The organism is Simiaoa sunii (assembly GCF_014337175.1).
Lineage (GTDB): Bacteria > Bacillota > Clostridia > Lachnospirales > Lachnospiraceae > Acetatifactor > Acetatifactor intestinalis.
The window spans coordinates 3,185,957-3,210,544 of sequence record NZ_CP060633.1 but is presented as its reverse complement, the minus strand read 5'-3'; the positions used below and the strand labels follow the sequence as shown (position 1 = coordinate 3,210,544).

At 40.7% G+C, this 24,588-nt stretch carries 28 protein-coding genes and 3 pseudogenes; 21 read left to right on the top strand and 10 right to left on the bottom strand.

Features of this window, described 5'->3' with window-relative positions; all coding sequences use genetic code 11:
* Window position 1 precedes the first annotated feature (1 nt).
* Window positions 2-1,693, top strand: a complete 1,692-nt coding sequence (locus tag H9Q77_RS14870) for an FAD-dependent oxidoreductase (protein ID WP_118548174.1) — start codon at window positions 2-4, stop codon at window positions 1,691-1,693.
* A gap of 120 nt (window positions 1,694-1,813) precedes the next feature.
* On the opposite strand, the gene H9Q77_RS14865 is transcribed toward H9Q77_RS14870, so the two are convergent.
* Window positions 1,814-2,473 (bottom strand): Crp/Fnr family transcriptional regulator, encoded by a 660-nt coding sequence (locus tag H9Q77_RS14865; protein WP_242961745.1) that lies wholly within the window; start codon window positions 2,471-2,473, stop codon window positions 1,814-1,816.
* A gap of 118 nt (window positions 2,474-2,591) precedes the next feature.
* On the opposite strand from H9Q77_RS14865, the gene H9Q77_RS14860 reads away from it, so the two are divergent.
* The 5 genes and pseudogenes from H9Q77_RS14860 to H9Q77_RS14840 all read left to right on the top strand — a co-directional run.
* A complete protein-coding gene (locus H9Q77_RS14860; protein ID WP_118548172.1) occupies window positions 2,592-3,365 on the top strand; it encodes a NifB/NifX family molybdenum-iron cluster-binding protein in 774 nt (257 codons plus the stop codon).
* A gap of 188 nt (window positions 3,366-3,553) precedes the next feature.
* The gene (locus H9Q77_RS14855; protein ID WP_118548170.1) at window positions 3,554-3,763 is read left to right on the top strand and encodes a DUF6219 family protein; all 210 of its coding nucleotides are present in this window, start codon (window positions 3,554-3,556) and stop codon (window positions 3,761-3,763) included.
* Between the two features lie 3 nt (window positions 3,764-3,766).
* Window positions 3,767-4,222, top strand: coding sequence for a thioredoxin-dependent thiol peroxidase (gene bcp / locus H9Q77_RS14850; protein ID WP_249326036.1), 456 nt, complete (start codon window positions 3,767-3,769; stop codon window positions 4,220-4,222).
* Entirely contained in the window at window positions 4,222-4,965 is a 744-nt protein-coding gene (gene yaaA / locus H9Q77_RS14845) for a peroxide stress protein YaaA (RefSeq protein WP_249326034.1), read from the top strand. Before bcp ends, yaaA begins: the two co-directional genes overlap by 1 nt.
* Window positions 4,962-5,186, top strand: a pseudogene (locus tag H9Q77_RS14840) (TraX family protein); the annotation flags it as partial. The gene yaaA and the pseudogene H9Q77_RS14840, both read left to right, overlap by 4 nt.
* Before the next feature lie 90 nt (window positions 5,187-5,276).
* Here the strand turns inward: H9Q77_RS14840 and nrdD are convergent.
* The gene (gene nrdD / locus H9Q77_RS14835; protein WP_118548260.1) at window positions 5,277-7,448 is read right to left on the bottom strand and encodes an anaerobic ribonucleoside-triphosphate reductase; all 2,172 of its coding nucleotides are present in this window, start codon (window positions 7,446-7,448) and stop codon (window positions 5,277-5,279) included.
* A gap of 4 nt (window positions 7,449-7,452) precedes the next feature.
* Window positions 7,453-7,827 (bottom strand): desulfoferrodoxin family protein, encoded by a 375-nt coding sequence (locus H9Q77_RS14830; protein WP_022154488.1) that lies wholly within the window; start codon window positions 7,825-7,827, stop codon window positions 7,453-7,455.
* Window positions 7,828-8,278: 451 nt separating this feature from the next.
* Here H9Q77_RS14830 and H9Q77_RS14825 point away from each other — a divergent pair, with 451 nt between their 5' ends.
* Window positions 8,279-8,518 carry a hypothetical protein gene (locus H9Q77_RS14825; RefSeq protein ID WP_022154489.1) on the top strand — a complete coding sequence of 80 codons (240 nt, stop codon included), beginning with the start codon at window positions 8,279-8,281 and terminating at the stop codon, window positions 8,516-8,518.
* On the opposite strand, the gene H9Q77_RS14820 is transcribed toward H9Q77_RS14825, so the two are convergent.
* The 4 genes from H9Q77_RS14820 to H9Q77_RS14805 all read right to left on the bottom strand — a co-directional run bounded on the left by H9Q77_RS14820 (window position 8,466) and on the right by H9Q77_RS14805 (window position 11,047).
* Window positions 8,466-9,455 (bottom strand): hypothetical protein, encoded by a 990-nt coding sequence (locus H9Q77_RS14820; protein WP_022154490.1) that lies wholly within the window; start codon window positions 9,453-9,455, stop codon window positions 8,466-8,468. The two genes, H9Q77_RS14825 and H9Q77_RS14820, sit on opposite strands and share 53 nt — an antisense overlap.
* Window positions 9,456-9,512: 57 nt before the next feature.
* The gene (locus tag H9Q77_RS14815) at window positions 9,513-10,076 is read right to left on the bottom strand and encodes a DUF6550 family protein (RefSeq protein ID WP_022154491.1); all 564 of its coding nucleotides are present in this window, start codon (window positions 10,074-10,076) and stop codon (window positions 9,513-9,515) included.
* A gap of 64 nt (window positions 10,077-10,140) precedes the next feature.
* Window positions 10,141-10,620, bottom strand: a complete 480-nt coding sequence (locus H9Q77_RS14810; protein ID WP_249326032.1) for a hypothetical protein — start codon at window positions 10,618-10,620, stop codon at window positions 10,141-10,143.
* 7 nt (window positions 10,621-10,627) lie between these two features.
* Window positions 10,628-11,047 (bottom strand): DUF4320 family protein, encoded by a 420-nt coding sequence (locus H9Q77_RS14805; protein ID WP_227733857.1) that lies wholly within the window; start codon window positions 11,045-11,047, stop codon window positions 10,628-10,630.
* A gap of 281 nt (window positions 11,048-11,328) precedes the next feature.
* Between H9Q77_RS14805 and H9Q77_RS14800 the strand changes: the two genes are divergently transcribed.
* The 3 genes from H9Q77_RS14800 to H9Q77_RS14790 are packed head-to-tail and all read left to right on the top strand — an operon-like array spanning window position 11,329 to window position 13,339.
* A complete protein-coding gene (locus tag H9Q77_RS14800; RefSeq protein WP_118547786.1) occupies window positions 11,329-11,958 on the top strand; it encodes a hypothetical protein in 630 nt (209 codons plus the stop codon).
* Window positions 11,959-11,979: 21 nt separating this feature from the next.
* Window positions 11,980-12,468 (top strand): hypothetical protein, encoded by a 489-nt coding sequence (locus H9Q77_RS14795; RefSeq protein ID WP_118547785.1) that lies wholly within the window; start codon window positions 11,980-11,982, stop codon window positions 12,466-12,468.
* Window positions 12,461-13,339: a hypothetical protein gene (locus tag H9Q77_RS14790; RefSeq protein WP_118547784.1), complete on the top strand. Its 879-nt coding sequence runs from the start codon at window positions 12,461-12,463 to the stop codon at window positions 13,337-13,339. Before H9Q77_RS14795 ends, H9Q77_RS14790 begins: the two co-directional genes overlap by 8 nt.
* A 110-nt stretch (window positions 13,340-13,449) precedes the next feature.
* Here the strand turns inward: H9Q77_RS14790 and H9Q77_RS14785 are convergent, their stop codons facing one another.
* Entirely contained in the window at window positions 13,450-14,331 is an 882-nt protein-coding gene (locus tag H9Q77_RS14785) for a helix-turn-helix domain-containing protein (RefSeq protein WP_022152706.1), read from the bottom strand.
* Window positions 14,332-14,488: 157 nt separating this feature from the next.
* Here H9Q77_RS14785 and H9Q77_RS14780 point away from each other — a divergent pair, with 157 nt between their 5' ends.
* From H9Q77_RS14780 to H9Q77_RS16980, 8 genes and pseudogenes are all read left to right on the top strand, one after another.
* On the top strand, window positions 14,489-16,000 hold the full coding sequence (locus H9Q77_RS14780) for a sulfatase-like hydrolase/transferase (protein WP_022152705.1): 1,512 nt from the start codon (window positions 14,489-14,491) through the stop codon (window positions 15,998-16,000).
* Window positions 15,997-16,944: a carbohydrate ABC transporter permease gene (locus tag H9Q77_RS14775; RefSeq protein ID WP_022152704.1), complete on the top strand. Its 948-nt coding sequence runs from the start codon at window positions 15,997-15,999 to the stop codon at window positions 16,942-16,944. Before H9Q77_RS14780 ends, H9Q77_RS14775 begins: the two co-directional genes overlap by 4 nt.
* Before the next feature lie 12 nt (window positions 16,945-16,956).
* Window positions 16,957-17,799, top strand: coding sequence for a carbohydrate ABC transporter permease (locus H9Q77_RS14770; protein ID WP_022152703.1), 843 nt, complete (start codon window positions 16,957-16,959; stop codon window positions 17,797-17,799).
* A gap of 40 nt (window positions 17,800-17,839) precedes the next feature.
* Window positions 17,840-19,333, top strand: coding sequence for an ABC transporter substrate-binding protein (locus H9Q77_RS14765; protein WP_118547782.1), 1,494 nt, complete (start codon window positions 17,840-17,842; stop codon window positions 19,331-19,333).
* A gap of 117 nt (window positions 19,334-19,450) precedes the next feature.
* Window positions 19,451-20,023, top strand: a complete 573-nt coding sequence (locus tag H9Q77_RS14760; protein WP_118547781.1) for a chromate transporter — start codon at window positions 19,451-19,453, stop codon at window positions 20,021-20,023.
* Window positions 20,020-20,574, top strand: a complete 555-nt coding sequence (locus tag H9Q77_RS14755) for a chromate transporter (RefSeq protein ID WP_118547780.1) — start codon at window positions 20,020-20,022, stop codon at window positions 20,572-20,574. Before H9Q77_RS14760 ends, H9Q77_RS14755 begins: the two co-directional genes overlap by 4 nt.
* Window positions 20,575-20,595: 21 nt before the next feature.
* Window positions 20,596-21,711 carry an anaerobic sulfatase maturase gene (locus H9Q77_RS14750; RefSeq protein ID WP_118547779.1) on the top strand — a complete coding sequence of 372 codons (1,116 nt, stop codon included), beginning with the start codon at window positions 20,596-20,598 and terminating at the stop codon, window positions 21,709-21,711.
* Window positions 21,712-22,333: 622 nt separating this feature from the next.
* A pseudogene (locus tag H9Q77_RS16980) lies at window positions 22,334-22,612 on the top strand (group II intron reverse transcriptase/maturase); the annotation flags it as partial.
* On the opposite strand, the gene H9Q77_RS14745 reads toward H9Q77_RS16980, so the two are convergent.
* A complete protein-coding gene (locus H9Q77_RS14745; protein ID WP_249326030.1) occupies window positions 22,577-22,885 on the bottom strand; it encodes a type I restriction enzyme HsdR N-terminal domain-containing protein in 309 nt (102 codons plus the stop codon). The pseudogene H9Q77_RS16980 and the gene H9Q77_RS14745 overlap by 36 nt on opposite strands.
* Window positions 22,886-22,901: 16 nt before the next feature.
* Entirely contained in the window at window positions 22,902-23,297 is a 396-nt protein-coding gene (locus H9Q77_RS14740) for a hypothetical protein (protein WP_118547777.1), read from the bottom strand.
* Window positions 23,298-23,509: 212 nt separating this feature from the next.
* Between H9Q77_RS14740 and H9Q77_RS14735 the strand changes: the two genes are divergently transcribed.
* The 3 genes and pseudogenes from H9Q77_RS14735 to H9Q77_RS16870 all read left to right on the top strand — a co-directional run.
* Window positions 23,510-23,716 carry a hypothetical protein gene (locus tag H9Q77_RS14735; protein ID WP_118547776.1) on the top strand — a complete coding sequence of 69 codons (207 nt, stop codon included), beginning with the start codon at window positions 23,510-23,512 and terminating at the stop codon, window positions 23,714-23,716.
* A 188-nt stretch (window positions 23,717-23,904) separates the two neighbouring features.
* Window positions 23,905-24,411, top strand: a complete 507-nt coding sequence (locus H9Q77_RS14730; protein ID WP_118547775.1) for a DUF6998 domain-containing protein — start codon at window positions 23,905-23,907, stop codon at window positions 24,409-24,411.
* Window positions 24,412-24,436: 25 nt separating this feature from the next.
* A pseudogene (locus H9Q77_RS16870) lies at window positions 24,437-24,588 on the top strand (DUF4186 family protein); the annotation flags it as partial.

The window sequence follows — 24,588 nt, the reverse complement described above, 5'->3', positions numbered from 1 at the left end:
GATGAAGGTAATAATCGTAGGAGGTGTAGCGGGAGGAGCTACAGCCGCAGCAAGAATACGCAGACTGGATGAACATGCAGTAATTACTGTGTATGAAAGATCCGGATACATATCCTATGCGAATTGTGGGCTTCCATATTATATTGGAGACGTGATTACAGATCCGGAAGAACTTACACTACAGACACCAGAGAGTTTTTTTAAACGCTTCCGTATTAACATGAAAATTCATCATGAAGTTATCTCAATACATCCCGAAAGTAAAACTGTTTCAGTGAAGAATTTAGAAAACGGTGAAATATTTGAAGAAAACTATGATAAGCTAATCCTCTCTCCAGGTGCAAAGCCTACACAGCCGAGATTTCCCGGAGTAGGTATTGATAAACTTTTTACACTTCGTACTGTAGAAGACACTTTTCGGATAAAGGAATATATAAATAAGAATCATCCAAAATCGGCTGTATTGGCAGGTGGCGGTTTTATTGGTCTGGAACTGGCGGAAAATTTGAGGGAGCTTGGCATGGATGTTACGATTGCCCAGCTGCCTAAGCAGCTGATGAACCCTTTTGACCCGGATATGGCATCCATGATCCATAATGAAATGAGAAAGCATGGGATAAAACTGGTACTGGGCTATACAGTAGAAGGATTTAAAGAAAAAGACGACGGAGTGGAGGTTCTGTTGAAAGATAATCCATCCCTTCAGGCTGATATGGTAGTTCTGGCAATCGGAGTCACACCAGACACAGTATTAGCAAAAGAAGCCGGTCTGGAACTTGGCATCAAGGAAAGTATTGTAGTGAATGACAGAATGGAAACCTCTGTACCGGATATTTATGCTGCAGGTGATGCAGTTCAGGTAAAACATTATGTTACGGGTAATGATGCGCTGATTTCTTTGGCAGGACCAGCCAATAAACAGGGCAGAATCATCGCTGATAATATTTGTGGCGGTGATAGTCGTTACCTGGGCAGTCAGGGAAGCTCCGTTATAAAAGTGTTTGATATGACAGCAGCCACTACAGGTATCAATGAAACCAATGCCAAAAAGTCAGGATTAGAGGTAGATACAGTAATTCTTTCTCCTATGAGTCATGCCGGTTACTATCCTGGTGGAAAAGTGATGACCATGAAGGTGGTTTTTGAAAAAGAGAGCTATCGTTTGCTTGGCGCTCAGATTATCGGATATGAAGGAGTTGATAAACGTATTGATGTGCTGGCAACAGCAATTCATGCGGGGCTGAATGCAACCCAGTTGAAAGATCTGGATCTGGCATATGCGCCACCTTATTCTTCTGCCAAGGATCCGGTAAACATGGCTGGATTTATGATAGACAATATTGCAAAAGGGACATTAAAGCAATGGCATTTGGAAGATATGGACAAGATTTCTAAAGATAAAGATGTGGTGTTGATAGATGTGAGAACTGTATGTGAATTCAGCAGGGGGCATATTGATGGATTCAAAAACATACCTGTAGATGAACTGAGAGAACGAATTAGTGAAATTGAGAAAGGAAAGCCTGTGTATCTGATATGCCAGAGTGGTCTGCGCAGTTATATTGCGAGCCGTATTCTGGAAGGAAACGGCTATGAAACGTATAATTTCTCTGGCGGATTTCGCTTCTATGATGCAGTGGTCAATGACCGTGCGCTGATTGAAAGGGCATATGCATGTGGTATGGATTATTAAAAAATAATCACGATATTTTTATAATTTTCTTATAGCATAAAAAGATCCCCCATTTATTAGAATGACTTTCATATTCTGATAAATGGAGGATTCTTCTTTATATGTTATAGAAAAACAGTTTTATGACCTTTGGAGTGTTTCCAGTCTTTTTGGATCAAGGATTGTGATTTTGCCGCGGGAGAGTTTGACGAGACCCTCGCCTTGAAAGTATCGAAGCATTCGAGTGATAACTTCCCTGTGGGAACCAAGATGATTAGCAATCGTCTCATGAGTGATTTTCAGCTCGTTTGTTCCTTCGATAGAGGCCTCTTCTAAAAGAAATGAAGCAACACGCTTATCCAAACTCTTCCACATAATCTGTTCAATCAGCCACATGACATCAGAAAAACGGGTAGCCATTAACTCATTGGTATAGTTTGCGACAGGAGCAGATTCTTTCATGATGCCCTTATAGATTTCAGCAGGGATGATCCAAAGATCCGTATCTTTTTCTGCTTCAATGGTTACTTCAAATTGAATAGACCGCATGATACATGAAGCGGATAAAAGACACATATCCATATCGAACAGACGGTAAAGTGTAATCTCCCGTCCTTCATCTGAAAGTATGTAAGTTCGAAGCTGCCCGGATTTAACCAGTAATAATCCGGTACAATCCATATTCCCGTTGTGAATGATTGTTCCTTTTTTCACATGCTGTGTGATCAAATTGTCTGAAATTAGTTTTTTCTGTGCTGTATTTAAGTCATTCCATAGTGGAAAATAATTTTCGAAGCTCATAATAGTTATCTCCTTTATGAACATAGTATACTTGCTTTTTTAAGATGCGTCAATCGAATAATTGACATATGCCCTTTATAGGACTATTATATAAGAAAAGCGAGAAAGGAGCAATTTCATGCCGAGACCAGTAAAATGTAGAAAAGTCTGCCATTTCCCAAATGTTTTAGAATTTCTTCCGGCAGATGATACTGAGAAAAAAATGCCCATTGTTCTGACGGTAGATGAGTACGAGACAATCCGTCTTTTGGACAAGAAAGGTTACAGTCAGGAGCAGTGTGCAGAATCTATGCAGATCGCAAGAACGACGGTCCAACGGATTTACGAGATTGCCAGAAAGAAAATAGCAGATGCTCTCATTGATGGACATCCGCTTAGAATTGAGGGTGGGTATTTCATAATCTGTGACGGTCAGAGCAGCGACTGCAGCTTTGGAGGATGTTACAAACATGAGATTTATCAAAAATATGCAGTAAAAAAAGGAGAAGGTATCATGAGAATAGCAGTAACATATGAAAATGGACAGATTTTCCAACACTTTGGACACACAGAGACATTTAAGATTTACGATGTAGAGGAAGGAAAAGTGCTACATTCAGAAGTAGTAGATACGAATGGAAGTGGACATGGTGCATTGGCAGGAGTTCTTAATGCATTAAATGCCGATGTTTTGATCTGCGGCGGAATCGGAGGAGGTGCTCAGACTGCGTTAGCGGCAGCGGGCATTAAGCTTTTGGGCGGAGTTTCAGGAGATGCGGATAAAGCAGTAGAAGCTTTTATCAATGATACGCTTGATTATAATCCGGATGTGAAGTGTTCTAACCATGAGCACAACCATGGGGAAGGACATACGTGTGGTGAGCATGGATGCGGAAGCCATAGCTGTCATTAAGAAGAATAAAAAAATACAACACGAAAGGATGCGTCAAGGTAATGCCAGAATTATCGGGATACATCCTTTTGTATTTGGATTGATTATTTTTTCTCTGCTTGTCGAAAGTAATGGATGGAATGTATAATATTGTTAATGATCCAGAGATATTTATTTTGGAAACAGCTTAATCAATTTGGAGGTATAAAATGAAAGCACATAAATATTGGTCAATCGGAGCAATAGTTACAATGGTTGGAACTTTTTATACAGGATATAAAGGGTTAAAAGCAGCACACAAATACTTTGCATTTGGCTCTCTGATATGCATGACTATGGCAGTCTATTCTGGTCATAAAATGATTTCAGGTAATAAAAGAACAAGAAAACAGGTGGAAAATACAAAAGCGGAGGAATAGTAAATGTTAGAGTTAGGAATAAAAGCACCCGATTTTGAATTGCCGGATCAGGACGGCGTAATGCATAAATTAAGTGATTATGCAGGCAAAAAAGTGATTTTATATTTTTATCCAAAGGATAACACACCCGGATGTACGAAACAGGCATGCGGTTTTTCAGAGAGATATCCGCAGTTTGCGGAAAAGGGTGCGGTCATTCTTGGAGTCAGTAAAGATTCCGTGGCTTCTCATAAGAGATTTGAAGAAAAATATGGTCTGGCATTTACACTTTTAGCTGATCCGGAACGTAAGGTTATTGAAGCCTATGATGTCTGGAAAGAAAAGAAAAACTATGGAAAAATATCTATGGGCGTGGTAAGAACTACTTATCTTATTGATGAGCAGGGAATCATTATAAAGGCAAATGATAAAGTCAAGGCGGCAGATGATCCTGAAAATATGCTTAAGGAATTGGCATAATGAAGATTATTTTATCACCTGCAAAAAAGATGATAGTAGATACCGATAACTTAGCACCGGTTGAACTGCCTGTCTATATTGATAAGACAGCAGAAGTATTAAACTGGATGAAAAGCAAATCCAAAGAAGAGCTGAAAGCAGTCTGGAAATGTAACGATAAGATTGCCGAACAGAACTTTCACACACTGGAAACTATGGATCTGTACCGTGGACTTACTCCGGCAGTATTATCCTATGAAGGAATCGCATTTCAGTATATGGCACCAGCTGTGTTTGAGGATAGACAGCTTGCATATGTACAAAAGCACTTGAGAATCCTGTCTGCGTTTTATGGGGTTTTGGAACCAATGGATGGGGTGACACCGTACCGGTTAGAAATGCAGGCAAAGGTCGGGATAGGAGATGCAAAAAATCTGTATGATTACTGGGGGGAGAGATTATATCGTTCAGTGATTGATGACAGCAGGGTTATCATTAATCTGGCATCAAAAGAATACTCAAAATGCATAGAAAAGTATCTGACACCTAAGGATACCTATATTACGGTCTCCTTTTGTGAGTTATCGGGAAATAAACTGGTAACGAAAGGGACATATGCCAAAATGGCCCGAGGGGAGATGGTCCGGTTCATGGCAGAAAGAGAAATTGAGAATCCTGAAGAGATACGAAAATTTGACAGCCTTGGATATACTTTCAGAAGAGATTTGTCATCTGAATCGGAATATGTATTTGAACGAAAATGAACAGACGAAAAATATTATCCGGAGCACAATTAAAGTATATCGCCTTTACGTCTATGCTCATAGATCATGTCAATAAGGCTTTGATTTATCCTAATTTAAATGGAGGAATATTGCTTGTGATAAGTGATATTTTTGACGTATTAGGAAGAATAGCTTTCCCGATTTTTATGTTTTTATTGATAGAAGGTTATTTTAGAACCACAAACAGATGGAAATATTTAGGAATAGAAAAAGGATAGCGTAACCGCATGGCGGGAAGCGCTATCCTTTTTCCTATCTGATTGCAATTTTTCCTTCAAGATATCTTTTATTTACATACTTTTTCTGTCGGCAATCTCTGCCATCTTCGCAGCATTCAGTCTGGTATCACCATGCACTCTGGAATAGGACAGATATCCATTCATCCGGTCGATCTTGGTCAGATTCTTGCTGCCGCATTTCGGACACACATCCATCTGCAGCTCCTCGTGTCCGCAGTCATCACAGTAGGACAGTGAGAGATTTACCCCCTCATAGAAGCCCATATCCATGGCGCGGCGGATTAAGGATTTGATCGCCAGCGTGTTATAGCCAATCGGATATTTCACATACTGGATCTTGCCGCCGTTACTTAAGTTCCAGAAACGGTTCTCCAGATCCTGCTTCTGGATCGGAGTGATGTCCTCGGAGACATGGCAGTGGAAGCTGTTGCTGACATAAGGTCTGTCAGATACGCCTTCGATGATACCGTACTGCTCTCTAAACTGTCTAATCTGCAGTCCGCAGAGGTTCTCAGCAGGTGTTCCATAGATGGCATAGAGATTGCCATCTTCTTCCTTGAACTCATCCACGCGCTTGTTGATATGTTCCATGACCTCCAGTGCAAAAGCACCGTCTTCCACAAGTGATTTCCCATTGTAGAGCATCTGCAGCTCATTCAGAGCAGTGATCCCGAAGCTGGCAGTTGCTGTCTTCAGGACGGGCTTTATTTTGTCCGTAAGCTTCAGATGTCCACCGTAAAATCCACCCTCACAATATGCTAAAGGATTCGTGGATGCACGCATCTCCCCTAAATAAGCATACGTCCGGATATGGAGCCTACGGATCAGCTCCAGATAGTAATCCAGTACTTCGTAGAAGTCTCTGCTCTCTTTTCTTGCTTTTGCCAGTATCATCGGCAGATGCAGGGATACCACGCCAATGTTGAAGCGTCCCACAAATACCGGTTCGTCTCCATCAAACGCCGGGTGCATACCGCCTTGTTCGTACCAGGGAGACAGAAATGCTCTGCAGCCCATGGGGGAGATGATCTTACCGTATTTCTTGTACATACTTGCGACATAGCCCTTTCCGGTCAGGCTCAGCCAGTCGGGATACATGGTCTTGGCAGAACATGCAACACCTGCTTCAAACACGTCTTCTAAAGGTTTACCGGGGCCATGGAGGTTCTCATCGTATAAAAATACGATCTTCGGAAACAGCACCGGCTTCTTATGTCCGGTTTTTCCCTGGCCGCCCCTTCGGACTTCCAGCATGGCAACGGAAGCCATTCTGGCAAACTGTCCGGTGCCGGTTCCGGCTGTCACGGTAATGAAAGGATAGTCCCCACGGCTGCTTGCCACGGTGTTGAATTTATATTCCCAGCCCTGGAAGCCCTGCTCGAACTCCTTCTTCACATCCGCAAGAGCTTCTTTTTCGGCAAGATCTGCAGCGACACCCAGCCGCTCATACTTAGCCAGGGCTCTGCGGTAGGATTTCTCGGCATAAGGCTCTAAGATCAGATCCACACTGGGGACAGTAAAGCCGCCGTACTGCTGGCTGGCAGCACTTAAAACGATATCCCCGATGACATCGAATGCAACATCCAGAGTCTTCGGCTCATTGTACCAGATATTCCCCATCTCGAAGCCGCCGGAGAGCACATGCGCCACATCGAACAGACAGCAGTTCATGGTATCCCTTCTGGCAGACATATCATGGATGTAGATATACCCGTCCCTGCATGCCTGGATCTCTTCTGTCGTCAGGAAGAACTTCTGGTAAAGCTCTTTGTTTAACTGATTAAAGATCAGGCTGCGCTTTGTGGAGACCAGTGCGGAATCTGCATTGGAATTTTCCTTATCGCCCACATACATGATCGCCTGGCTTTTTTTGTAGACATCGTCCAGCATCCGGACAAAGTCCTGCTTATAGTTCCTATAATCGCGGTAGCTTTTGGCTACGATGGGACGTACCTGCTCGAGGGCATTTTCCACGATATTGTGCATGACAGAGATGGGTACCTGTGTGGATTCCAGAGCATCTATATGAGAAATGACGCATTCACAGATCTGTTCCTTTTCTTCCGGAGTGAACTTCGTAAGTGCGCGATAAGCACTTTTTCCGATAGCATCGATCACCTTCTGGACATGAAATGCCTCAAGACTCCCATCCTTTTTGATCACATAGGTCTCTCTTTCCGGAGAATAACGTTCGTTGTAGTTTTCTACGTTGTTAGTATTCATAGGCTCACGCTTCCCATAGACCGTGGAGGTTACAATAAGCATACACGGCTTCCACAGTTTCCCCTTCGCAGAGGGCAAATTCTGCTCTCGGAGCCATATCCGGGGTCAGATTCTTATACTGCACACCGCGGTCTGTCTGCACGGCGATCAGGGAGATATAGTGCTCCGGGGTCATCGGATGCTCCACGGAGCCGACATGTACGGAGACAATCCCGTTTTTTACCGTATATTCGGGAAGATGCTTCTCCACTGCGGCATCCACGGTGCCGGGTACCAGTTCGGTCATCTTTTCCCCGCAGCAGAACAGGGGAACCTTATGATCTACAACCTTTATAGCAACATTTTTACAATGATCACAAAAATAAAATTTAATTTCCATAGCTTTTCTCCTTTGCCTAATAAAAAATATTTATTTTGACACTTATAGTATAACTTGTTTCGACCGGAAATGATATAGACCGGGATGTAGAATATGATAATGAGAATTATTATTATAATTGTTAATAATTACCAAGATTCACCAGAAAATGGCAGATTTCAAAGTGATTTGTAAGTACAAAAAGAATATTAACGTAAATTTTATATAAATTATGGAAAAGCTTTTTGCAAAAAATTCAGATAAGATATAGTGTAGAGCGATAGATGTTTTTAAGACTTTTATGTTTTGTTTGCATTAATGTTCAACTGCTATGATTAAGTTGTCAGTTCCATCGGAAGATCAAAAGGTACTTGGCACGCAGAAGAACTGTAAGAGGATGCATTTCATGCTGTATGAAGAGGGAGCGACAGCATCCATAAAGTCAGTGGGCGAGGACCACAGGAGGTAGCAATTGAGAACACAGATCATCAATGATTTAATGACCAATATTTTTTTCAATCTGATCGAGACAGAGGACAGGATTGCAGCGGATGAGCGGTTTGAAGGTTTAAGCAGCAATGATGCCCTGGAGATCTATAAGGTGCTATCTGACCAGCTGATCCGCACCCATATTTATGCCGCACATATCGGAAGCGGGATCAGCAGCAGAATCGCAATGTCCATACTGTCGTCCGGGAGTTTCCTCTTATAGAAGATCTTTCCGTCTCCCCTGAAGGCATAACGATATTGGATACGGTATAAGTGCCGCCATTAATGTAAAAGGTTGCTTTCGCCGGATTTTTCGGGTTTACTTCGGTGGCACTGGTTAACATAATGCTGGAAATAACATCTGTATCCACACGGTACGTATAATCAGGGGCTTCCAGCTCTTCGGAAGGCACATCTTTGTAACTTACAATGCCGATGCCCAGGGAAGAGATAATGGCATCATCCGACACTTTTCCAGAGGTGCTTCCAGTCCATGCAGGGTATCCGAGATCAGATTTTTCTAAAAACAACGCGAGTGGCAGGTTCTGGTGCGTCAGGGAGGGAAGCACCCTTCTTAATGCACCTCCGGATAACTTGTTGTAAAGGGCAGCCTCCGTTGCTGTCATGGCATAGTTTTTTCCATTGTGCGTGAAGTAGGCAATGGGTTCGATCACCAATTTGTAATCCCCATTAATCAGATTCTCAAAAGGAATGCCGGTTTTGGATGCGATAAATTTAGCAGCATACTCTGAACAGAAGTAGCGTTTTATGGCTGCAATGCTGGCTTTGTTCACGGATCCGCTGATGATTCTAGGTAGAGCGACGGCTGGTTTTGAGTAGGTGTAGGAGGCATTCATGGAAAGCGATGAGCCTGCAGTATATTGCAGTTTGGACACTTTCCCAAAGTTTAACACCGTGGAGGAAATGTTGCAGTTTGATAAATCAATGGGAGTAGCAACAACGCTGCCTCCCGTGGTAACGACTGTAACCCGAACACCATCCTGGTTATTTCGCCAGACGTTTAGTTCGGATCCTGTACCAAAAGATCCACCGCCTCCATCAATATTTCCATCACCCATAGCATAAGTAGAAATGCCTGTGGATAAAAATATGGTTAGGGATAGAAGCAGTGGAAAAAAGTATTTCCTGATTGCTCTCATAAGATCTCCTTTGCAATAAAAAAGACATGGCGTGATTACCATGTCTTAGTTGTTTTGTTATTCTCCCATAGTGCCGATCTGCTTGTTGATGTCTCCATCACTGTCAACCACATCATAAGTAGTATTACCGGTATCAATCCAACCAAATACCGGATCATAGACTTGTCCGGGATGGGAACTCTCTGAATTGTCAGCAGGAGCCTGCACTTCTGGTGCCGTTACAGGAACCTCTTCCGGATAGGAAGGAACTTCGCCCTTATTTGTGGTATCCCCAATGGGCTCCGGTTTCTCGGTAGGTTTTGTCTCCTGGGCTTCCTCTTTTGTCACACTTCCGGATAGATCTACGTTAGATCCGTTTTCATCTTCAGAGATTACAGTCTGCGTGTTATCGGAGACTTCACCGGTATAAAGAGATTCCTCTTTGATGGATGCTTCCGGAATACCAGAATCTAATTTATCATCCCAGGTTTCTGCCAGGGTTTCCACCTCCTGAGCGGCAGGAGTGAAGGACTCCTCCGGTTCATGGCTTAAATACCAGGCTCCGAAAAGAAGTCCCAGACATAACACACTTAATCCCCCAATGGAAAGTGCGACTTTTTTATCAATATTCTTCTTTTTCATAGGCTGCTCCTTTCTTGGTCTTTAATTATATATACGTAAGTCAGGGTACAAATCTTACAGGTAATCAAAATTTTGTATTGTGGGACCCCGTAAGCTCTGCGTGCCTTCGGATCGGAGGAAAGGATGTTCCAAACATCCGAATCTGATATGTAATGTCAAAAGAGGCTACGTATTCGATTTTTTCGGAGTACTGGTGAAACGTCAGATCAATGTTTTCTACGTCATAATCATCATTCGTAAGTTTCACCCTTGACTTCATGCCTTCTATAAAACCGGCCCGTAAGGCATTTTTATAGGCGGTGCTTAAATTGATGTCAGCCATATAGGAAGTAAGGTTGGCTTCCCGCTGGGAGTGAAAGGTATCTGCATAGATTCTGGCACTCACGTTATTAAGCTCCATCTTGGCTGCATTACGAATGTTGATGCAGTTGATCTGCACGGATGCATAGAGCAGGACGAAGGACAGGAGCATATTGATGGCGAGGATAAGAAAGATGGAGAAAAAAGACATATCCCCGCGTTCATTTTTGATTCTGCTTTTCATGATTCACCTACTTCCAGTAATGTTCGCTGACTCCGGCACCATTTGCTTTTATGTCAATCGGGACCAGATTCAGTTTCCAAAAGCCACCCAGATAACATCTTCCGGTTACTGTCACATAAAAGGGAGTTCCTATCTGGATTCTGTTGGTACTTCCGCAACTGGTTACCTGATAGGTTAGACCCTCGACTTCTGATAGGGGTGCAGCCAGATAGGAAAACAGGGCACCGGTATCAGCATTCGTGCCTCCGTTTAACTGGATCTGCTTTACCAGCTGGTCAGAAATATGATCCATTTCCTGCTTTACGGATATGATGTGGAACACATTTAAGATAAATGCCACCATAATCATTGCCACCAGGATATAGACAAAAGTACTGATGTAGGATACGTCACCCCTTTCGGATCTGATTATTTTTTTGATGTTCAAGTTTGTCACCTCCCGCATAAAAATAACGCAGGAAAGTTAAAAGGGGGAGTCTTTCCTGCGTCGTGTGAATAATACCAGTTATTCACATTTCATATTGTAGCATAGTAAAGTGACAGTGAAAATCGCAAAGCCGTGCCAGTATTGTGCAAAAGAGTGCAAATGTAGTGATGAAAAAATAAAATAATAGGATTGCTATAATTATAAAACATTCCCGTTATTCGAATATGGGGGAAGAAATAAAAAAATGATAATAAAGAAAGAAAATATACAGGAGGCGGCTTATGAAAAGAAAAAAATACTATTACCTCGATCCGGTAATTATTAGGATTCCGGGAATAAAGACTCTATTTGAGAAGAGCGTTGGAAAGCGAGATGCGAGACAAAACCAAGTATGTAGTAATGGAGAAGTACATACCACTCCTTTCATTGATGCAAAGGTGAACAGCTATAACGCACACATAGAAAAACTGCTCTTGAAAACGACAAACGAATTAGCACCTATGATCCAAGAGGCTAATTCATTGTTGGTAGAATATTCACTTATGGAGTCACATAAAGGAGGAGAACTGCCTGAAGGATGCGGAGAGGAAGCGCAGAGACAGAAAGCTGCTGTAGCTGCAAATTATGCATTGGAAGAGCGACGCAAAGAGGAAATTTTAAAGAGACTGGCAAAAATTCGGACAGAATCAGATATCGTTGATGAAATGCTGGTTCACTATCAGGAAAGAGCTGAAAGATTGCTTAATAGTAGAATCTGTAGGTATTGGAGCGGCGTTTTATGCCAAAACCCTGATAAAGATAAATTAGAGAATTTTCCCAAAATCAAATATCAAGATTCTCCTGGAAGGAAAGCCTATGTTACCAATAAGGAAAAGCTACACACGATGATCGACCGTGTACTCAATTTATGAAAGGAGATGTAAAAAGTAAATATGAAAGTGAGAAAAAGAAAAACCAAGGAAACTAATCGACCGATTTTTTCTAAAAAAAGTATTAATGAGCCGAATGAACTGAATACGTCAGCTGTAGAAATTCCTATGTATGCACCTAATATGGGGCTTGCTCCTAAAGACTATCAATTGTCACCAAAGTTAACTGAGCTAGAGGAGACATTTGAAGGGATATGCAAAGCATTCTTAAAAGCGGCAAACCCCGATATGTTTAATAGCAGTTATATGGATGCCATTATAGAGAGGACTATAGTCGAAGCGTTGAAGTTTATCAGGGTTCAGAGATGTGATCATGAACGATTGATAACAGAGAATTTGATGGCAATGCATAAAGGGGACTACTGTGTAGTGATGTCTAAGCGTGAACTATGCATTGCAGACAGAGAAGAAAATGAAAAAGCACTTATGAAATACAGACTTATCCTATGGTCAGGAACCCGCTTATCTGAAGAGGAGGAGAACAATGACTAATCATGGTGGTTGTGCGATTTTAAACGAGATGATTACATATCCAGACAGAAAGGAAACCAGAAAAAAATTTCAGAAAACAGGAATGCCATGGTGGAGTAATGAAAAAGCCAATCTTCTTTTGGTACCGATTTTCTCTGCTATGGATGGAACTGTCCTATACTCCATTATGGAAGAGTGTTTTTTACAAAGTGCACTGATGTCAATAGTGATGGCATTTGGTGTTGCGGTGGTGTTAAATATCCTTCCACTTGTTATCGCAAAATTTCTACATGGAGCCATATACAAGACTACGAAACACGGATTAACAATGTTTGCTGTATTCGTGGCAGGATTTCTTCTTGTCTATGGTGGGACAGTGTATCTGCGCTTCGCATATAGCGATATGTATGAACAAGAAAATCAGAGTATGACTCTTGAAAATACTGTATCAGAGGAAAAGGTTGAAAACGGTACGGAAAATGTACAAGAGATTTCTGAAAAACGGCGAAAAAGTATGGCGGTGGTAACTCTGTTATCAATCAGCCCTTTAATTACATCGCTGTTGGGTTTTGCCATTGCTTATGTCAGCGATGATGAAATTCGAAGAAAAGTAGAGTGCCTCGAGTTGGAGAAAATCGAGATCGATGAAAAAATTAGCGAAATCGATGCAGCCATTGCACAAATGGAACACTATATGGAAGAGGGCATTGAAAGAGAACTTACGTTTGATGAACAGGCGATGAATGCAGCTGAGGATGAGATTATCGCAAGAGGCAATGTAATGAAAGCGCAGGCTCGATTCATTCTTGCGGAATTCTTGAGTAATCCTCAGGCCACTACCAAGCTTTCTGAGGAAATGCTTTTAAAGGATAAAGAGCCCTCCGTTGAATAATGTAGTATCATTGTAACCTCCTTTGCTTTAGGTGAACTATACAGATAGAAATAGTGAGTTTCTCAAACATAGTACTTCGTCGGATGTAATATTTTTATAAATAATAAAAATCATTGTGGTGTTGTGTTGTTTAGAAACCAGTCAGGTGTATTAGTATTTACCAAATTTTGGTAATAAGCTTGTGGCGATGCACCAGTATATTTTTTGAATACACGGCTGAAGTAAAGCGGATCATCAAAACCTACCAAACGCGAAATATTGGAAATGGTCATGGAATTAGACAAAAGAAAATCTTTGGCTTTCTCAATGCGCTGGTAATTTAGATAATGCATTGGGGACATACCCATACGATCCTTAAACATATGTGAAAAACTACTTTGACTTAGTTTGCAGTAATCAGCCATGGAAGCCACAGACCATTTGTTTGCATATTTAGAGTTTAATTCAAGTAGTAGCCTGTCAAAGGAAAAATCATTATCCAAAGGTCTGGAGATACTATAAAAGGAACGATGAATAAAGCATAGGAGAATATAAAAATTATGCAATACAATGTCTTCATAAGATATTTTTTTTAGTTGTAGTTCGGTGATAATATCCTGAAAGAGTAATTTCAAATATAGCCTTTCACCAATATAACAATTCTTTATATCGTATTGTTTTAATATATTTTCACATTCATTACCAGTAAAATGTATCCAGTAGATCTCAGGTTTTTCCTTTGCATAATAGGAATAATACTGTGGTATGCCTGGACGATATAAAACAATATTTCCTGCCGATAAGGTAATCCATTCATTATTCAAATAAAAATGCCCACTTCCGCGGTGAATGTATATTATTTGGTAATCCAGTCTGCCATTTTTACGATTGCAGAAGTAATCCTGTGTCTGAAAGACCTGCTTCCCACAACAATTCACTATCAGAGGAACATCTTGATTGTAATAACCTGTAATTTTTCTTTCTTCTCTTAAATGACCGCTAATATTTATCATATGACTACATCAACTCCATCCTTTATAAACAACGTAATCATAACATACAAATGCAGAAAAATCCATATTAAAAGCATTTATGTTAATAGTATGTAAATAAATATATGCTAATATATCTATATAAAACAGCGCAAATCCAGAAAAGGAGAGTGACCTTTTGAAAAAACAGATAATTCTATTAATGACAGATACCACAAGAAAAGACATGGTGGGATGTTATGGTAATAAAAAAATGTTTACGCCAAATTTAGATGCACTGGCGCAAGAGGGAATTCGGTATGAGAATGCATACACTTGTCAACCGGTTTGTGGTCCGGCAAGAAGTGCAATTTTTACAGGCACGTTTCCTCATTCAAATGGAATGGTAACGAACGGAGTTCCATTGGGGGCAAATGTAAAGACTATTGGACAAAGACTGACGGACAATGGCATTAAATGTGGATATATAGGAAAATGGCATTTGGATGGTGGGGATTATTTTGGATTAGGTTGTTGTCCCGAAGGCTGGGATGCAGATTACTGGTATGATATGAAATGCTATCTGAATGAGCTGAGTGAAAATGAACGTGTATGTTCGAGGCAACCAAATGAGTCATTTCAACCGGATTTTTCAGAAGAATTTACATATGCTCATAGATGTTCGGATCGCGCAATCAGATTTTTGGATCAATACAAAGAAGAAGATTTTTTCCTTACGGTATCATATGACGAACCTCATGGACCGTCGTTATGTCCTGCACCTTATAATACCATGTACAGAGGTTTTAAATTTGAGCCTTCTGCTAAATTTACAGATGACTTGAAAAATAAACCTTTAATGCAACAACTGTGGGCCGGGGATAAGCTGACAGCAGATGAAAAACAGATCAACCAAAGTTCCGAAGGATTAGCATTATTCCTGGGATGTAACAGCTTTGTTGATTATGAAATGGGAAGAGTTCTGGATGTGATTAAAGAAAAGATGCCCAATGCTATGGTTATCTATACCTCTGATCATGGAGACATGTTGGGGGCACATAGGCTGTTTTCTAAAAACGCAGCTATCTATGATGAGGTGACTAATATTCCGCTGATCATTAAAGGTGGTGAAAAGGGAAAAGTAATTACAACACCGGCATCTCATATTGATATTACTCCGACAGTGATGGACTATTTTGGATTACATATTCCGAAGTTACTGGAAGGAAAGAGCATGCTTCCACAGATATACGATACGACAATTAAGATAAACAGTGAAGTTTATACAGAGTTTACCAGATATGAGATAGATCATGATGGATTTGGTGGGCTTCAAATTATGAGAGGTGTCATTTCGGAGAACTATAAATTGGCAATTAATCTGCTTGACAAAGATGAGTTTTACGACTTAAAAAAGGATCCAGATGAAATGGTAAATGAAATAGATAATCCGGAATACTTGGAGATAATTCTGGAATATCATAGAAAACTTGTCACCCATATGAATGCAACTCGAGATCTTTATCGTGGTTATCAATGGTCTCTTAGACCCTGGAATAAAAATTTTACTCCAAGTTGGGATAACGAAGGGTTTACAAGACAACGAGAAAATGAGGAATATGAGCCTCGTCAGTTGGACTACGATACAGGGTTACCTATAAAAGAAGCTGTCAGAAGCAAGTATTTATATGAAATGGGGGGAGAACAATGACAAAGACAAAATATGCGGTCGATGCAGCAACAAGAAGAATTCGATTTAAAAGAAAATTAAAGTTAAATCTATGGTGTTGGATGTTTATGTCGCTGGCAGTTGGATTTTATATCTTATTCCAAGGGTATCCGATTATATGCAGTATTCAGTATTCACTGTTGGATTGGTCGGGAATGACATCTAATGCAACGTTTATCGGCTTACAAAACTATAAAGAGCTGATGCATGATGAATTGTTTTGGAATGCTTTTATAAATAGTTTTAAGTACATGGTAATGATAGTTCCGTTAGAACTTGCGGTGTCTTTGTTCCTTGCATATCTGCTAAATGATGAAAAAATGAAAGGACGTGGATTATACCGTACAATGTATTTTGTTCCTGTAGTTACGACTGCTTCTGTAGTGGGAATTATCATGATATTCATTTTGGGAGTTCAGGGACCGGTCAATCATCTTTTGGTCACACTACATATTCTGAAAAACCCGATTAATTTTCTGGGAAACGCAAAGTATGCGCTGCCTACATTGGTAATCATTTCGCTTTGGAAGGATTGCGGAACATATATGATTTACTGGCTGGCAGGACTGCAGGGAGTTTCGAAAGATGTATATGAAGCGGCAACCATTGATGGTGCAAACAGAAGACAAACTTTCTTCCATATTGTGTTGCCTCTGATTGCACCCACAGGAGGAATTATTGCAATATTATGTGCCATAAATTCTTTGAAGGTATTTGATATTGTGAAAACAATGACGGAAGGTGGTCCTTATTATGCAACAGATGTAATCGCAACGTATGTATATAGAACCGCATTTTCAAGTGAGATTGGAATGCCAAGGCTTGGCTATGCGAGTGCAGCAGCTCTGTTCTTTGGAGGAGCCGTTATAATAATAGGAATACTTCTGAATGCAATGAAAGACCGTCTACAGAAGAATGTACAATAGGGGGTGGAACAGATGAGCAAAGAAAAAAAGATTCATATCGTTAAATCTGTGATTAAACATGGTTTGCTGCTTTGCGTTGGATTTTTCTGGATATATCCTTTTTTATGGATGATTTCCGCCTCGTTTAAGGGCCAGAATGAGTTCTTCCAAAACCGTATGGGATTGATTCCGGTACAGCCGACAATCGACAATTTTATTCGTATCTGGCAGAAAGCGGATTTTGGCACTTATTTTATCAATACAATTATTGTAACAGCATTTTCGGTTATCATTGTGCTGATTATGACGATGATGGCGGGATATGCTATGGGACGTTATAAATTTCTTGGCAGAAACCTATGCATGGCAGTTTTTTTGGCCAGTATTGCTATTCCGCTGGTGAGTACAATTATACCGACCTATGAAGTAGTCAAAGGAATGAATCTGGTAGGTACCAAGCTTGGATTGATCTTATCACAGGCAGGAGGAGCGCATGTTATCTTTTTGCTTCTGTTTACCAGTTTCTTTCAATCTGTACCAAATGAGTTGGAAGAGGCATCTAAGATAGATGGATGCAATTATTTTCAGACATTTTTCTATATTATGATGAAACTGTGTAAGCCTGTCGCAACGACAGTAGTCATTATGGAAACCATTTGGGCTTGGAATGCATTCATGCTTCCTTTGGTATTAACTTTGAATAATCCGTCATCTAGGACACTTGCGGTTGGGCTATATGCATTCAAAGGAGAAAATACTGTTGATTGGACAGGCATTGCTGCCGGAGGTTCTATAGCTGTAATCCCGGTTATTATATTATTTGTTTTAATGCAGAAGCATTTTGTGGAAGGAATTGCCGGAGCTGTTAAAAGTTAATTGAAAACAATAATTTATATCAAAGAGAGGAGAAAAAGAAATGAAATTAAAACGACTTGGTACACTGTTATTGACTGCTATAATTGCAGCAACAACCCTGGCAGGATGTGGTGCAATGCCCTCAACAGGTAATGGAAATGAAACAGGCGAAAATGCAAGTGTCATAGCAGCAACAGAAGAGAACACCGATGGGCAAATAACACTTCGGGTTGTTGACTGGAGCGATGGATCTGCTACACAAAGAGAGGAGTTTCATAAGAAGTTCGAAGAAGCACACCCTGATATTAAAATTGAATATACTATGCTTACAGTAGATCAATTCAAAAATACTATTGTTACTATGATTAAATCTGGTGAGGGACCTGATTTGTTTCCGATTCCGGTGGGACTTACTTTAAATACAGCGGTAGAAGAAGGGTGGTTCCAGCCGATTAACGATTATGTAACCGATGAATTCCGAAATAAATTTGATCCGGAAGCCTTTGCAGAGGGAGTTACTGATATTGGGGATGAATGGTATACAGTTACAGAACAGATGCCAATCATTCAGTGCTTATTCTTCTATAATAAGGATATTTTGAACCAGGCAGGTGTTACGGAGGTTCCCACAACATATTCAGAGTTTAGAGAAGCCTGTAAAAAAGTTACAGAGATGGGGAATGGCAATGTTTATGGTCTGATTGATGGCGGAAAACAGATGAACCGTATGGACGTTATGGCAAGATCCCTGGCTGCAGCAGCTGGTGGTAAGGTAGCTGCAACGCAGAAAGTGCTGACGGATAATGGAGTGGCGCCTTACGACAGCAAGGAAATGAATGATGCGCTTGGATTTATTAAAGGTCTGGTAGATGATGGAAGTATTCATCCGGATACTATCAATATAAGTGCTCCGGAGGCAAGAGAATTATTTGCACAGGGACAGGCGGCATTCCTCTGCCAGGGAATGTGGTGTGTATCCCAGTGGGATGCAAATTATCCGGATTTGAATTATGGAGTTATGGCAGTTCCTGTTCCTGACGGAGTAACAAACACTTATGTTCAGGCAGGTGAATTATCTCCGTGGATGGGTATCTATAAGCAGTCCAAACATCCCAAGGAAGCAGCTGAATATTTAATGGCACTGTATGATGAACAATATGGATATCAGCAGAGCAATGTGGAAAGTGGAAGTTTTGTGTCTTGTATTCCGGAAATCAATGAAAAATACATGACCAATGAGCATATGAAACAATACTACACAATTGCAGAGGAAACATCCAGAGTAGTTCCTACTTTAGTAAAGAGAGATGAGAAAGCAAATGATTTTTATGCAGAAGTAAAGGATGTACAGCCTAGCTTAGGAGCAATTGTGCAGGGCATTATTTCCCAGAGTATTACTGATTATGACAGTGCATTAAAGACACTGGCAAATGATACAACTACAGAGTGGAAGCGTGCTTCGGAGGCAGTTGGAATGGATTATAGTTCATTGGAATTTCCTAACTGGGATGCGACGAAAGACTACACGGATGCGGATTACGAGACATTGAAGTAAGTGCATAAATAATTAAGAGAGTACAGAAAATGATGCGATGACTTAGTTATAAAGGAAATCGCATCGTTTTCTGCATATAGGTAATGTAGTATTTTAAAATATATTGAGAGACTAGCCATGAAAGAACAAAACAAGAAAAAAATACTATTGAGACTGTTTCTATCGACGCTATATTTAAGTGCGTTCACCTTTGGTGGAGGCTATGTTATTGTAACCTTGATGAAGAAAAAGTTTGTGGATGAATGTCACTGGATAGAAGAAAACGAAATGTTGGATTTGGTGGCTATTGCACAATCCTCTCCGGGAGCCATTGCTGTCAATGGAGCCATTGTTGTAGGCTACAAGCTGGCAGGTATAGCGGGGACTGTCACGGCTATTTTTGGAACGGTGCTACCGCCTTTTGCTATTATTACGGTGATCTCCGTGTTTTATCAAGCCTTTCAGAGTAACTGGCTGATCAGCCAGTTGCTGGAAGGAATGCAGGCAGGAGTTGGTGCGGTAATTGCGTCTGTAACGTTAGACATGGGGACACCTGTTATAAAGGAAAAGGATACACTGTCTATTGCCATTATGGCAGGAGCATTTATTGCTGCATGCTTTTTTGAGGTGAATGTCATTTATATTATCATCACCTGTGGATTGATCGGAGTGATCAGAACGCTTACTTCCGGATGGAGGACTAAAAATTGATTTATTTACAATTGTTTTGGAGCTTTATTCAGATAGGAATGTTCAGCTTTGGAGGCGGGTATGCAGCCATGCCACTGATCCAGGGACAGGTGGTCAATACTCATGAGTGGCTGACTATGACAGAGTTTACGGATCTAATCACCATCTCACAGATGACACCGGGACCGATAGCTGTTAATTCTGCAACTTTTGTAGGGATGAAAATCGCAGGGATTCCCGGAGCGGTTGTGGCTACACTCGGCTGCATCCTGCCGTCATGCATTATAGTTACAATTCTGGCAAAACTGTATTTAAAATATCGGAATTTGGACACGCTGCAGGGAATATTGTATTCCCTGCGACCGGCAGTGGTTTCTATGATCGCTTCTGCAGGTGTGCTGATACTTGTCACGGCTTTTTGGGGAAGTGGCATTATCAACATTGATGGAATTAAATGGGACATGGTGCTGATTTTTGCAATCAGTGTGGTACTGCTTAGGAAAACAAAATGGAATCCTGTTTTTGTGATGATATTGGCTGGGGTATTAAAAGTATTAGTAGCACTTATATAAGAAAAATATAGGGAGGATGATATGCCGACAATCAGCGTACTGATAAAACCTGCATCAGGGATGTGCAACATGCAATGTGATTACTGTTTCTATTGTGATGAAATGAAAAAAAGGTCACAGGATTCGTATGGGTTTATGTCAGAACAAACACTAAAAAATGTTATTAGAAAGACTATGATTCATGCTGAAGGGTTAATAAGCTATGTATATCAAGGTGGTGAGCCTACTTTGCGTGGACTTGCTTTTTTTGAAAAAGCTGTGGAATACCAGAGGCATTATAACAAGCATGGAATACGGGTGAATAATGCTTTGCAGACGAATGGATATCTGCTAGATGATGCATGGTGTAAATTTTTCAAAGAAAATCAATTTTTAATTGGGTTATCAATAGATGGTACAAAACAGCTTCATGATATGTACCGTCATGACAAAAATGGAAATCCTACATTTGATCGGATTAAGTCTGCGGCAGATCTTATGGATCAATATGGAGTGGATTACAATATTCTGACGGTAGTAACACAGAATGCTGCTTATCATGCGACGGAAATATATAATTATTATAAGAGGCAGGGATGGAAATATCAACAGTATATTGCATGTTTGGATCCGTTGGGGGAAATTAGGGGGAAAAGTTCATTTGCCTTAAAACCTGAACAATATGGACGGTTTTTAGTAGAGTTGTTTAACTTATGGTACGAGGATTGGAAAAATGGAGAACATCCTTATATAAGACAATTTGAAAACTATATAGGAATTCTGCTTGGATATCAGCCGGAATCCTGCGAACAACGAGGAATCTGTGGTATACAGAATGTGGTGGAAGCCGATGGTAGTGTGTATCCGTGCGATTTTTATATGTTAGATGAATACAGACTAGGCAATTTTAATAGTGACCGTTTGGTAGAGATTGATGAAAAGCGAAAATCAATTGCATTTGTGGAGCAGTCGCAAAAGTCTGCAAAAGACTGCATAGAATGTAAGTTCCATACACTATGCAGAGGGGGCTGTCGAAGAAATAGGGAATTTGATGTTGCTAAAGGAGAATATGCAAATTATTATTGCGAAAGCTATCGTTTCTTTTTTGAACAATGCTTAGAGAAAATGATTCATATTGTTGAGACAATAAAAAGGTAGAAGGTAGAACTTATGAGAGGGGCAACATTTTTCTTCTGTATCGGGAGAGGGTGCCGAGGCCCCTCTCTTTTCTTTGTTTGCGCGCCATGGGCGCGCTCTAACGGGTGTAAGTCCCGAACACGCCCAGATAGTGGGAAGTGTATAGCCGAACAGCAAGGGTGTCCACCGTGAGGTGGAATCTGAAGGAAGCTGTAAGCAAATCTCCGGTCCGACGGACAGAAATCACATATAAGGCTAGGCTACGAGAGATAAGTTGGCAAAGAACAACGAAATCTAATAACTATCACTTTTGTAGTAGCAGAGTAAATGTGGCGGATAAGTAACTTTCATAGACGGACTCCTTTCACAAATAATAAGAAGCCATTGACTGAACTGCCACACAATTAAACCAAGGTGCTTAAACAATTCTTAGTGTACGGATTCATAATACCACTTATTTGTGCTTGAAAAGGCAGAACTTACACTGATTAGTATGCTGTCTAAAACGAAGAAAGTTGTTACAACTTATCCTCCCGTGCTTTGTAGTGTAGCTTCTTACAAACTATTTTAAAGCACAACGTAAAGAGTTAAAACACTTTCATTACTATTTGTGCCGCCGGCTGAAGGCGGCGGAATGGAGATTAGTATGAAAACACTTTGTAAAGAGATGGACGCAAGAATTCGTTGCAGACTGCGCATGTGCATTTGGAAACAATGGAAAACCCCGCAGAACCGCATAAATAACTTGATAAAACTCGGAGTAGATAAGGATACAGCAAGGATTACAGCCTATACGGGTAATCGAATAGCATATGTTTGTCAGCGAAGAGTTATGAATTTTGCAATAAATAAAGAAAGACTAACCCGTTTTGGATTAGTTTCTATGTTAGATTACTATACTGAAAGGTGTGTTACTTGTTAAGTTGATTGAACCGCCGTGTAAATAACTGTCCTTATCCGGCTTGTGTATTACAATATCGGCACGTTTCTTTGTGTTCAGTCCATAATGGGAAAGGTGTTGTTCTACAACGATCATATCGGAAGGCACCTTCAGGGTATCTGTCAGATATGAGATTACTTTTTGCCGGACGGTCTCCTCCGGCGTGATATAGATTAACTTCTGCCTGATCGGATCCAGATAACAGTCTTTTCCATTTCTGTGATAGATCGGTGGTAATTTTAATTCTACGCTCATGTTAATTCATCCTTTATTAAATAATAAATTCTCCGGTATAGAGGTTCATAAAGTGATCCAGACAGAACAGGACAGTCGAAGCCCTGCCAGTCCACTTTTCCAGTTCAAATGGGATATTGTCGAGTCGCCCATAAACTGTCTCAGGGATCAGACCGTTTAGGATCAGGTATCGTAAAACTTTCTCCTGCGCGGCAAGATCTGTTCCGTTTAAGTAAAAACAGCACTGTCCCGCGTCTGCATCCGTGTACTTGCTTTCGGGTATGATGTGTTCCGCCACAGCATCCTGACAGATCTGGGCAATCCTTGATCTGTCAGTAAAGGTACATACCCACTTCCCATAGGTGTCTGAATCTGTGGGAGAAGAATCCGAATCCCGATATGTGATCCAGAAAGAGGTCTTTTTACTTTCCATGTGTATTCCTCCTCATTATACAGCAAAGCCATTACACTGTCATTTGTGTCTGCTCCTGTCTGCACTCTGTGAAATTTCTTATTTTTTCTTGAATTACACTGAGGATAGCACTTTATGTGTACAGAATATGGGACACAAAAAACGCTAGTTTTATAGCATCAGAAGACTTAACAAAACAAACAAAGCTTTAAATTTAAGGAAGGATGGGATTTATGAATAACGGATATGATTTCAACGCTCACCATGACAGCCATTGTGAAGGACCTTATTGTAACTGTGATAACAGAAATTATGGACACAGTTTTGATTGTTCCGGAGTTGTTGCAGCAATCTGCGTGATCCTTGCCATTTTAGTATCGCTGATATTCCCCCCGCTTGGATTTATCATCTTCTGGGGATGGGTGCTCTGCTCAAAGTAAGATCAGACAGATTGTGCTATAATTTCCTATAATAGTTGTGGATGGAAGTGTATTATGGTATGGTTTACCTATATCGGGAGGCAGACTAAAAGGGATCAGACTGAAGGGGTACAAGCATCGAAAAATATGTAAGTGAAAAATGTCACTGTAGCAATTGTGGAGGCAAATAATACAGGTGGTAACATATAATGGATAAGATTGTTTACACACAAGAAAAAATGGATGCCGTTAAAACGCAGGTGCAGAAACTTGTAGAAATCGTAGCAGAGCTGGAAGCAGAGTTCCCTGGAAGACACTTTACCCTGGACGGACATCTGGTAGGAAGTATCGGCGAAGTGATGGCTGCATATTATTATGGAATTGAACTGTACAGGGCATCTGCAGAAATTCATGATGGGGAAATCGAAGGACGAAAGGTACAGATTAAGATTTCGCAGCAGGATGATATTGTAATCAACCACGAACCGGACTATCTAATTGTATTGTATATGAAGAAGAACGGTAACATATACGAGGTGTATAATGGACCGGGAAAGCTGCCGTGGGAAAATGCCAGCAAAAAAGACAGTCACAATAACCGGCACATGAGGGTAAACAAGCTGATGGAGTTGGATAAGGATGTCGTGGAAGCAGAGCAAATTAAGAGAATCAATCCCATCGAAAAAATGAAGGCAGAATATAAGAACCGGAAATAGAGGCTGGGCATGACAAAGAACTGAACAGTACGCAACGGCAACGTGTTGCAGAGAGTGCATACGGAAATGGCATAAGATGCAGCCAGGGCGGAACTGAGCCAGGTGCAACAGGAGTATCTGGTAGATGTGATTATGACCTGGATCCAGAATGAGATGGATTTACACAAGGGAGAATGA